This window comes from Streptomyces sp. NPDC005494 (assembly GCF_042872025.1).
Taxonomy (GTDB): Bacteria; Actinomycetota; Actinomycetes; order Streptomycetales; family Streptomycetaceae; genus Streptomyces.
On the sequence record NZ_JBIAJR010000007.1, the window covers coordinates 1 to 11,891 of the forward strand.

The 11,891-nt window shown below is 69.0% G+C and carries 2 protein-coding genes; both read left to right on the forward strand.

From position 1 onward, the window contains the following. On the forward strand, nt 1–999 hold a 999-nt coding region (locus ACFYQ6_RS20695), incomplete at its 5' end, for a KR domain-containing protein (RefSeq protein ID WP_388764200.1). Nucleotides 1,000–1,051: 52 nt separating this feature from the next. Then, nucleotides 1,052–11,890, forward strand: coding sequence for an SDR family NAD(P)-dependent oxidoreductase (locus ACFYQ6_RS20700; RefSeq protein WP_388764530.1), 10,839 nt, complete (start codon nt 1,052–1,054; stop codon nt 11,888–11,890). The last annotated feature ends 1 nt before the right edge of the window (nt 11,891 follow it).

Consider the following 11,891-nt stretch of genomic DNA (forward strand, 5'->3'; position numbering starts at 1 on the left):
GACGGGGTGTTCGCGCCGAAGGCGGATGCGGCGTGGTATCTGCATGAGCTGACGGCGGGGATGGATCTGTCGGCGTTCGTGATGTTTTCGTCGGTGGCTGGGTTGTTGGGTGGTCCGGGGCAGGCGAATTATGCGGCGGCGAATGCGTTTTTGGATGCGTTGGCTGTGGTGCGGGTGAGTGGTGGTCTGCCGGGTCGGTCGTTGGTATGGGGGCCGTGGGCTGGTGTGGGCGGGATGGCTGACCGGTTGTCGGTCGGTGATGTGGAGCGGTTGGCTCGGCAGGGTTTCCCGGCGCTGGGTGCGGTCGAGGGTTTGGAGTTGTTCGACGCTGCGATGAGTGCGGGCTCGGATGCGGGTGGGTCGGTGGTGGTGCCGTTGCCGTTGGATCTGGTGGCGTTGCGGTCCCAGCCGGCCACGGTCCCGTACCTCCTCCGCCACATGGCTCGCGTCTCCTCCCGGGGCCAGGCCGGCGGAGGTGCGACCCTCGCAGGACGGCTGTCAGGCCTCGGTCCGGAGGAGCGGGAGCGGTTGCTCCTGGATCTGGTGCGGGAGCAGGTCGCCGGCGTACTGGGCCATGCCACGCCCCACGCCATCGAGGCGGACCGGGCGTTCAAGGAATTCGGCTTCGACTCCCTGACGGCCGTCGAATTCCGTAACCGCCTCAACATCGCCACGGGGCTGGAGCTCCCCTCGACCCTGGTGTTCGACCACCCGACGGCCCGCGATGTGGCCGTACAGCTGCAGGAGTTGCTGGCACCCCGCGTTGCCGACGGCTCCCAGCAACTGATCGGCGAGGTCGAGCGCCTCGAGGCTGCCCTCGCTGCCGCGTCGCTCGTGGACGGTGGGCGCGCTCAGATCACGGCACGCCTGGAAACCCTGCTGCGCCGCTGGAACGCGGCCCAGCCCGATGCGGCGACGGCCGAGGACGAGCCGGATCTCAGCACTGCGTCCGACGACGAGCTGTTCGACCTGCTCGACAACGAACTGGGTCATTCCTGAGAGCTCTTCGCAGTCCTCCTATGAACTTCCTCCGAGATTGGGTATGACGACGATGGAGAACGACGCCAAGCTCCGGGAATACCTCCGGCGAGCCACCACTGACCTGCGCCAGGTCCGCCGCAAGCTGCGGGAGGCCGAGACCAGGGAACACGAGCCGATCGCCATCGTCGCCATGAGCTGCCGTTTCCCCGGCGGAGCAAGGTCCCCCGAGGATCTGTGGGACCTGGTCGCGGCGGGTACGGACACCATCGCCGACTTCCCGGCCAACCGTGGCTGGAACGTCGACGACATCTACGACCCGGAACCGGGGAAGCCGGGCAAGAGCTACGCGAAGACCGGTGGTTTCCTCTACGACGCCGATGAGTTCGACCCGGAGCTGTTCAAGATCAGCCCGCGCGAGGCGGAGGACATGGATCCGCAGCAGCGGCTGCTGCTGGAAGCCTCCTGGGAAAGCCTCGAGCGCGGGGGGATCGACCCTTCGTCGCTCAAGGGAAGCCGAACCGGCGTATTCGCCGGTGTCGTCTACCACGACTACGCCAGCGTCACGACTGCCGGCAGCCTGGTGTCCGGCCGGGTGGCCTACACCCTCGGCCTGGAGGGCCCGGCCGTCTCGATCGACACGGCCTGCTCCTCCTCACTGGTCGCGCTCCATCTCGCGATCCAGTCGCTGCGGCGCGGCGAGTGCTCCCTCGCGCTCGCAGGGGGCGTCACCGTGATGTCCACCCCGGACGTGTTCGCCTACTTCAGCGAGCAGCGCGGTCTGTCGCCCGACGGCCGCTGCCGCGCCTTCGCTGCCGACGCGAACGGTACGGGCTGGGGCGAGGGCGTCGGCGTCCTCCTGGTGGAGCGGCTCTCGGACGCCCGCCGCAACGGGCACCCGGTACTCGCCGTGGTACGCGGCTCGGCCGTCAACCAGGACGGCGCCAGCAACGGCATGACCGCACCCAACGGTCCCGCCCAGCGACGCGTCATCCAGGACGCCCTGAACTCGGCCGGGCTCACACCCTCCGACATCGATGCGGTCGAAGCGCACGGCACCGGTACGACGCTGGGTGACCCGATCGAGGCGCAGGCATTGCTGGCCACGTACGGCCAGGACCGAGCGGAAGGCCGGCCGCTGTGGCTGGGCTCCATCAAGTCCAATATCGGTCACGCCCAGGCCGCCGCGGGCGTTGCCGGACTCATCAAGATGGTCCAGGCGATGCAGAACGGAGTGCTGCCGAAGACGCTGCACGTTGCAGAGCCGTCGCCGAAGGTGGACTGGTCCGCGGGTGCGGTGGAAGTGCTGACGGAAGCCCGGGACTGGCCCGAGACGGATGCTCCGCGGCGGGCTGCTGTGTCGTCGTTCGGGATCAGCGGTACGAACGCGCACGTGATCATCGAGCAGGCGCCGGCGGAGGAGCCCGTCGAGAGCGACGGGGCGGAGGAGGTTCCGGCTCCTGCTCTGGAGCTCCCGGTGCACGCGTGGGTACTCTCGGCCGCCGGCGTGGACGCGTTGAAGGAGCAGGCGGGGCGTCTGCGGGACCGGGTTGCCGCGTCTGACATACATCCGGTTGATGTCGGTTTCTCGCTCGTGACCTCGCGTGCTGTGCTGGATCAGCGTGCCGTGGTGGTCGGCCGTGACCGCGAGGAACTGATCGCGGCTCTGGGCGTGTTGGCGGAAGGACGGGAAGGTCCCGGTGTGGTGCGGGGGACTTCACGTTCTGCCGGGGCTCTGGCGTTCCTGTTCACGGGGCAGGGTGCGCAGCGGGTGGGGATGGGCCGTGAGCTTCATGCTTCCTTCCCGGTGTTTGCTGCGGCTTTTGATGCGGTGGTGGCGGAGCTGGACGGTCATCTGTCGGGGTCGTTGCGGGATGTGGTGTGGGGTGAGGATGCGGGGGTTCTGGAGCGGACGGAGTTCACGCAGCCTGCGTTGTTCGCGTTCGAGACAGCCCTGTTCCGGTTGCTGGAGTCGTGGAGTGTGCGCCCTGACTTCCTGGCCGGCCATTCGGTGGGTGAGCTGACGGCCGCGCACGTGTCGGGTGTGCTGTCTCTGGCGGATGCGGCGCGGTTGGTGGCTGCGCGTGCGCGGTTGATGCAGGCCCTGCCGGAGGGTGGGGCGATGGTCGCCATCCGTGCGTCGGAGGACGAGGTCCTTCCGTATCTGACGTCGGACGCGGTGAGCATCGCTGCGGTGAACGGTCCGGACGCGGTCGTCATCTCCGGTGCCGAGGACGAGGTCCTGGAGGTTGCGGCCCGTTTCGAGGCGGAGGGCCGTAAGACGAGTCGTCTGCGGGTTTCGCACGCGTTCCACTCGCCGCTGATGGAGCCGATGCTGGCCGAGTTCCGTGCGGTCGCCGAGAGCGTGTCGTTCGGCGAGGCCCGTATCCCGGTGGTCTCCAACGTCACCGGCGAGCTGGCAACCCCCGACGACCTGCGCACCCCCGAGTACTGGGTGCGCCACGTTCGGGAAGCCGTGCGCTTCGGGGACGGAGTGCGTGCCCTGTCAGCCGCCGGGGTGAGCGTGTTCCTGGAGGTCGGTCCCGACGCGGTGCTCACCGCGTTGGCGCAGAATTCGGCGGCCGACGCGGTGTTCGTGCCCGGTTTGCGTCGCAACCAGAGTGAGCCCGAGGGGCTGGTCACGGCGCTCGCGCGGCTGCACACCGTGGGTCATGTCCCGGACTGGGCCGCCTTCTACGCGCCCACCGGAGCCCGCCGCATAGACCTGCCCACCTACGCCTTCCAGCGCCAGCACTACTGGCTGCCGGACCGTGCGGCCGTGGGAGCCACCGCAGCCGGTCTGCATGCGGCCGAGCACCCCCTCCTCAGCGCCATGGTGATGCTTGCCGACGCCGACGGCGCGGTGTTCACCGGTCGGCTCTCCGTCGGTTCGCACCCCTGGCTGGCCGATCACGTGATCGGCGAGTCGGTGCTCTTCCCCGGTACCGGGTTCGTCGAGCTGGCCATCCGTGCGGGGGACCAGGTCGGCTCGCCGGTCCTCGACGAGCTGGTGATCGAGGCACCACTGGTCCTGCCCGCCCACGGTTCGGCGCAGGTCCAGGTGATCGTCCGGGCTCCCGATGCCGTCCACGGGAATCGCTCGGTGGGCGTCTACTCGCGTGCTGGTGACGCGGACGCCGATGCTCCGTGGATGCGCCATGCCAGTGGAATACTCGCGTCCCCCGCCGCAGCTCCTGCTCCGAGCGGCGGGGCCGACCTGCAGGAGTGGCCGCCGTCCGGTGCCGAACCGCTGGATCTGGAAGGGCTGTACGCAGGGCTCGCCGAATCCGGCATGGTGTACGGACCGGTCTTCCAGGGACTCACCGCGGCCTGGCGGCACGGCAGCGAGATCTACGCCGAGGCCACGCTTCCTGAGCACGCCCGCAGCGAGGCGGAGCGCTTCGGTCTGCACCCCGCGCTTCTCGACGCGGCGCTTCACGCGGTCGCCCTGACGGATGCGGTGGGCCAGGGCCCGACGCTGCCGTTCACCTGGTCGAAGGTGGCGCTGCACGCTTCCGGCGCTGCGTCGCTGCGTGTGCGGCTCGTCCCGGGCGAGTCCGGTGGCGGCAGTGTCGCGGTGAGTGTCGAGTGCACCGATGTCGAGGGCCGGCCGGTTGCCACGGTCGGCTCGTTGGCTCTGCGCCGTATCTCCGATGCACAACTCGCGGCTGCAGCAGCCACGTTCCATGACTCTCTCTATCAACTGGACTGGGTGCGGCTGCCGTCGGCCACCGCGCCGCAAGCCCTCACCATCGGGACCTGGGAAGAGCTGGACAGCGGCGCACCTGTGCCGGACGTCGTGATACTCGAGGCGGTTCGTCCGGAGGCCACCGCGTCCGGAACCATCGAGGAGTCCTCGGACTTCGCCGGTTCCGGACCCTCTGCCGAGTCCGTCGATGCTGTTCACACGACGACCCACCGTGTGCTGGCAGCGCTTCAGCAATGGCTGGCTGACCCCGACGGGCGATTCGACGCGTCGCGTCTGCTGGTCGTCACCCGCGGAGCCGTTGCCGTCGCCGGCCCGGAGAGCCTGCCGAACGGCGCCACTGCCTCGGAAGGCATCGGTGACACAGGCCTGGGACTGGTTGGTCTCATCGGCGCCGCGGTCGCAGGGCTGGTCCGTTCCGCACAGATGGAGAACCCGGGCCGCGTCCTCCTCGCTGACCTGGACGCCACGGGGGACCCCCAGGCGATCAGCGCCGCCGTCGTCACCACCGGGGAGGACAACGTCGCGATACGCGACGGCGTGCTGCACGCCCCGCGGCTGACGCGGGCCACGGCCGACACCGCGGGCACCGGCCGGGCCGCTGCGGCGACCTCACCGTCGGCCGGCGCTCCCGCCGATGCCGACGCACGACCCGTCGCCGACGGTGGTGCTTTCGGGAACGGCACGGTGCTCGTGACCGGTGGCACCGGAGGCATCGGTGCGCTCGTCGCCCGCCGCCTGGTCGTGGACCACGGTGTACGCAGCCTGCTGCTCACCAGCCGCCGGGGGCCGGACGCACCGGGCGCTGCCGGGCTCCGGGACGAACTCACCGCGCTCGGCGCGGAAGTGACCATCGCGGCCTGCGACGTGTCGGACCGCACCTCTGTAGCCACCCTCCTGAAGCAGGTCACGCTGACCGGTGTGGTGCACGCGGCGGGAGTGCTCGACGACGGTGTCGTGGCCTCCCTGAACCCGGAGCGCGTCACCACGGTGTTCCGCCCCAAGGTGGATGCCGCGTTGCACCTCCACCACTTCACCGCAGGGCATCCGCTCGCGGCGTTCGTCCTCTTCTCCTCCTTCGCCGGCCTGCTCGGTGCGCCCGGTCAGGGCAGCTATGCGGCGGCCAACGCCTTCCTCGACGCTCTCGCCGCCCACCGTCGCGCCCAGGGCCTGCCTGCACAGTCGCTGGCCTGGGGACTCTGGGAGCTGTCCGGAGGCATGGCAGGTGAGCTGGACACCTCCGACCGTGCCAAGATCTCCCGAGGCGGGATCTCCCCCCTCACCACTGACGAAGGCCTGGCGCTCTTCGACGCCGCACCTTCGGTGGACCGTGCCCTCGTCGTGCCGACCGCTCTCGACCTGCCCGGACTGCGGGCCCAGGGCGACGCACTACCCGGTCTGTTCCGCGCCCTGGTGCCCACGGCCCGGCGTAGTGCTGCGGCTGCCGGCGCGGGCTCGGACCCGCTGCGGCGCCGACTGGCCGGTCTGTCGGCGGAGGAGCGGAACGACCTGCTGCTCGGCCTCGTCCAGGAACGCGCCGCAGTCGCCCTCGGCTACTCCGGGGCCGAAGCAGTCGAAGCCGACCGGGCATTCCGTGATCTGGGAATCGACTCACTAGGAGCGCTCGAACTCCGTAACAGCCTCGGCGAGGAGACCGGCCTGCGGCTCCCGGCGACCGTGATCTTCGACTATCCGAACCCGCTCTCACTCGCCCGCTACCTGCTGGGCGAACTCTCCGGAGTGACGGAGAACGTGCGGGCCGTCAGCGTGGGCACGGCCACGGACGACGATCCGATCGTGATCGTGGGCATGGCCTGCCGCTATCCGGGCGATGTCGAGTCCCCCGAGGACCTGTGGAACCTCGTGGTCGAGGGTCGGGACGGGATCACGCCCTTCCCCACCGACCGCGGCTGGCGGGTCGACGAGCTACTCGACCCGACCGGCGCGCGCCCGAACACGAGTTATGTGGGTGAGGGCGGCTTCCTGCACAGGGTTGCCGAGTTCGACCCGGACTTCTTCGGGATCAGCCCGAACGAGGCGTTGATCATGGACCCCCAGCAGCGGCTGCTGCTGGAGGTTTCGTGGGAGGCCTTCGAGAGCGCGGGCATCGTTCCGTCGACGCTCGCGGGTTCACGGACGGGTGTGTTCGCGGGTGTGATGTACCACGACTACGCCGCCAACAGCGGTACGGGAGCCATCGCTTCGGGCCGCATCTCCTATGTCTTCGGCCTCGAAGGGCCGGCGGTGACGGTGGATACGGCGTGTTCGTCGTCGTTGGTGGCGTTGCATTCGGCGGTGCAGTCTCTGCGGTCGGGGGATTGTGATCTGGCGTTGGTGGGTGGGGTTGCGGTGATGGCGACTCCGGAGACGTTTGTGGAGTTCAGTCGTCAGCGTGGGTTGGCGGCGGATGGGCGTGCGAAGTCGTTCGCTGCTGGTGCGGATGGGACGGCGTGGGGTGAGGGTGCGGGGATGCTGCTGGTGGAGCGGCTTTCCGATGCGCGGCGTCTGGGGCATCCGGTGGTTGCGGTGGTGCGGGGTTCGGCGCTGAATCAGGATGGTGCGAGCAATGGTCTGACGGCGCCGAATGGTCCGTCGCAGGTGCGCGTCATTCGGCAGGCGCTGGCGAATGCGGGTCTGACCGGTGCTGATGTGGATCTGGTGGAGGCGCACGGTACGGGTACGACGTTGGGTGATCCGATCGAGGCGCAGGCGTTGCTGGCGACGTACGGCCAGGATCGGCCTGAGGGCCGGCCGTTGTGGCTGGGTTCGGTGAAGTCGAACATGGGTCATACGCAGGCTGCGGCTGGTGTGGCGGGGATCATCAAGGTTGTTCATGCGATGCGGCATGGTGTGTTGCCGAAGACGTTGCATGTGGATCGTCCGTCGGATCAGGTGGATTGGTCGGCGGGCGCGGTGGAGCTGCTGACGGAAGCCCGGGACTGGCCTGAGACGGATGGTCCGCGCCGGGCGGCTGTGTCGTCGTTCGGTATCAGCGGTACGAACGCGCATGTGGTGCTGGAGCAGGTGGTGGAGAAGCCGTCGGCCGCTGTTGGTGGGCCGGTGGTGGATGGTCCGGTGGTGCCGTGGGTGGTGTCGGGTCGTAGTCCGGAGGCGTTGCGTGATCAGGCCGCGCGTCTGCTGGAGCGGGTGGTTGCCTCTGACATACATCCGGTGGATGTCGGTTTCTCGTTGGTGACGTCGCGTGCGGTGTTCGAGCATCGGGCTGCTGTGGTGGGCGGGACGCGGGAGCAGCTGGTCGAGGGGCTGCGGACGCTTGCTGGTGACCGGCGGGATGCTTCGGTGCTTCGTGGCGCGGCCAGGTCCAGGCCGAAGACGGCGTTCCTGTTCACGGGTCAGGGTGCGCAGCGGGTGGGGATGGGGCGTGAGCTCCATGTTTCCTTCCCGGTGTTTGCCGAGGCTTTTGATGCGGTGGTGGCGGAGCTGGATGGTCACCTGCCTACGCCGTTGCGGGATGTGGTGTGGGGTGAGGATGCGGGGGTTCTGGAGCGGACGGAGTTCACGCAGCCGGCCCTCTTCGCGTTCGAGACGGCGCTGTTCCGGCTTCTGGAGTCGTGGGGTGTGCGCCCGGACTTCCTGGCCGGGCATTCGGTGGGTGAGCTGACGGCCGCGCACGTCGCAGGTGTGCTCACACTCGGGGACGCGGCGCGGCTGGTGGCTGCGCGCGCGCGGCTGATGCAGGCCCTGCCGGCTGGTGGGGCAATGGTCGCTGTGCGGGCGTCGGAGGAAGAGGTCCTTCCGTATCTGACGTCGGACGCGGTGAGCATCGCTGCGGTGAACGGTCCGGACGCGGTCGTCATCTCCGGCGCCGAGGACGAGGTCCTGGCGGTCGCGGCCCGTTTCGAGGCGGAGGGTCGGAAGACAAACCGTCTGCGGGTCTCGCACGCCTTCCACTCGCCGCTGATGGAGCCGATGCTGGCCGAGTTCCGTACCGTCGCGCAGAGCGTGACGTTCCAGGAACCGCGTATCCCCGTGGTCTCCAACGTCACCGGCGAGCTGGCAACCCCCGACGACCTGCGCACCCCCGAGTACTGGGTGCGCCACGTCCGTGAGGCCGTACGGTTCGGCGACGGTGTTCGCGCACTGTCAGCCGCCGGGGTCTCCGTGTTCCTGGAGGTCGGTCCCGACGCCGTGCTCACCGCCATGGCGCAGAATTCGGCGTCCGACGCGGTGTTCGTGCCGGGTCTGCGCCGTAACCAGAGTGAGCCCGAGGCGCTGGTCACGGCGCTCGCGCGGCTGCACACGGTGGGCCACGTCCCCGACTGGGCCGCGTACTACGCGCCTACCGGCGCCCGCCGCATCGACCTGCCCACGTACGCCTTCCAGCACGAGAGCTACTGGCTCGACACGGTCGACTACTGGTCGAACGCATGGGCTGGGAGCGGTGGTTCGTTGGAGTCCGCTGGTGTCGGCACGGTTGACCACCCGCTGCTGCGAGCCGCCGTCGTGCTTCCGGATTCCGGTGGCCTCGTGATGACGGGCCGACTCTCTCTCGCCACCCAGCCCTGGCTTGCTGATCACAGTGTGCTGGGGAGTGTGCTGGTGCCGGGGACGGGGCTGGTGGAGCTGGCCCTGCGTGCGGGTGAGGAGGTCGGGTGCGGGCTGCTGGAGGAGCTGACCCTTCAGGCTCCCCTCGTGCTTCCTGACAGCACCGGCTTGCAGGTCCAGGTCGTGGTCGGGGCCGGCGCGGATGGCGGTGCGCGTGCGGTGAGTGTGCACTCCCGTGTGGAGGATGACCAGGACGCCTCGTGGACGCTGCACGCTGAGGGGGTCCTTCTGCCGCAGGCGCCCGCACCCGATTTCGATCTGGTGGCGTGGCCGCCGGCGGGTGCGGTGTCGGTGCCCGTGGCTGGCGCGTATGAGCGGCTGGCTGAGCAGGGATATGAGTATGGCCCGGTGTTCCAGGGCTTGAAGGCTGTCTGGACGCGAGGTGAGGAGATCTTCGCGGAGGTCGCTCTTCCTGACGAGGCTCGTGATGATGCGGGGCGGTTCGGTCTGCATCCGGCGCTTCTTGATGCTGCTCTCCATTCGGTGCTGCTGTCGGGTGGTGAGGAGGAGTCGGAGCCGGTGCTGCCGTTCTCCTGGAGTGGTGTGTCGTTGCGTGCGGTGGGGGCTGTCGAGGCGCGGGTGCGGGTGGTGCGCTCGGGTGGCAGTGATGTGTCGGTGTGGCTTGCTGACGGTGCGGGGCGCCCGGTTGCCTCGGTGGAGAGGCTGGCGTCGCGCCGAGTCTCTGCGGAGCAGTTGGCGGCTGGCGGGCGTGCGTTCCATGAGGGGTTGTTCCGTCTCGACTGGCTGCCCGCTCCTGTTCCTTCCTCTGTCTCTGCTCCTGCTGTCGGGGGGTGGGGGTTGTGGGAGGACGTTGCTGGTGGTCAAGGTCCGGTTCCGGGCGTGGTGGTGTTGCCCTGCGGTGATCTCGATGCGGGCGCGGGTGCGGGCTCGGGTGTGGGTTCTGTGCCTGGACTGGTGCGGGGTGTGGTGTCGGGTGTGTTGGGTGTGGTGCAGGAGTGGTTGGAGGGTGCGCGGTTCACTGATTCGCGGTTGGTGATCGTGACGCGGGGTGCGGTGTCGGTGGACGGGGGTGATGTGTCGGATCTTGCTGGTGCTGCGGTGTGGGGGTTGGTGCGTTCCGCGCAGGCGAGTGCTCCGGGTCGGCTCGTTCTTGCTGATCTTGGTGAGGGGACGGGTCTGGAGGATGGGCTCGGGGTGGTGCTGTCTGTGGGTGAGCCGCAGGTGGTGGTGCGTGAGGGTGGGGCGCGGGTGGCCCGGTTGGGTCGGGTTGCTGTGAGTGTGAGCGGGGGTTCGGGTGGGTCTGGGGTGCCGACGGCTGGGGAGGTGGCTGGTTCGTCGGTGGGTGGTTTTGGTTCGGGTGCGGTGTTGGTGACGGGTGCGTCGGGGTCGTTGGGTGGTTTGGTGGCCCGGCGGTTGGTGTCGGTGTTCGGGGTGCGGGAGTTGGTGTTGGTGAGTCGTCGTGGTGGGGGTGCTGCGGGGGCTGGTGCTTTGGCTGCGGAGTTGGAGGCGGCTGGGGCGCGGGTGGTGTTCGAGGCGTGTGATGTGTCGGATCGGGATGGTCTGGCGAAGGTGCTGGCGGATCATCCGGTGTCGGGTGTGGTGCATCTGGCGGGTGTGCTGGATGACGGGGTGATCGGTGCGATGACGCCGGAGCGGTTGGGTGGGGTGTTCGCGCCGAAGGTGGATGCGGCGTGGTATTTGCATGAGTTGACTGCGGGGATGGATCTGTCGGCGTTCGTGTTGTTCTCTTCGGCGGCTGGCGTGCTGGGGAACGCGGGGCAGGCGAACTACGCGGCGGCGAACACGTTCTTGGATGGTCTTGCGGCTCATCGTCGTGCTTCGGGTCTGCCGGGCAAGGCGTTGGCGTGGGGGTTGTGGTCTGCGGGGGACGGGATGGGGGGTGAGTTGTCGGGGGCTGATCTGCGGCGGATGAAGCAGGTCGGTATCGAGGGGCTGTCGGCCGAGCGTGGTCTGGAGCTCTTCGACACGGTGATGGGTCTGGACGATCCGGCTCTCGTTCCCATCCAGCTCGATCTGCCCACCCTCCGCCAAGCCGCCGACAACCTCCCCGAACTCTTCCGCGTGCTCTCCCAGGCCGGCACCGCCGGTCGGAAGAGGCGCGAGGCCGTCAGTAAGGCCGGCCCGGCTCTGGCGGAACGGCTGGCCGGTCTGGACTCGGCTGCACGCTCCGCACTGGTGCTCGAAGTGGTCCGCGCCGAGGCGGCGGCCGTGCTCGGGCACTCGGGGTCCGAGGCCATCCATCCCGAACGCGCCTTCCAGGAGCTGGGGTTCGACTCCCTCAGTGCCGTGGAGTTCCGTAACCAACTCAACGTGGCAACCGGCCTCCGACTGCCACCGACGCTGATCTTCGACTATCCGAGCCCAGAGGTGCTGACGGCCCACCTGCTCACGGAACTGGACCCCGACTCCGCGGCCCCGGACCAGGTCGACGAGGACGAGCAGGTCCGCCGCATTCTGCAGACCATCCCCATCAACAGGCTCCGCGATGCCGGGCTCATGCGCAGCCTCCTGGAACTGGGCGGAGTACAGGCACCCGCTGGGGACGGCGACGAGGGCGACGCCGGCGGATCGATTGATGAGCTGGACGCCGAGAGCCTGATCAGCATGGCCCTCGACGAGTTCGAACTGGACGGCCCGACCGCGGAAGCAGGTAGTTGAG

Excerpts from the sequence above, each read along its gene's own strand:
- ACFYQ6_RS20700 (WP_388764530.1), top strand. The coding sequence starts at position 1,052 with ATGGAGAACGACGCCAAGCTCCGGGAATACCTCCGGCGAGCCACCACT.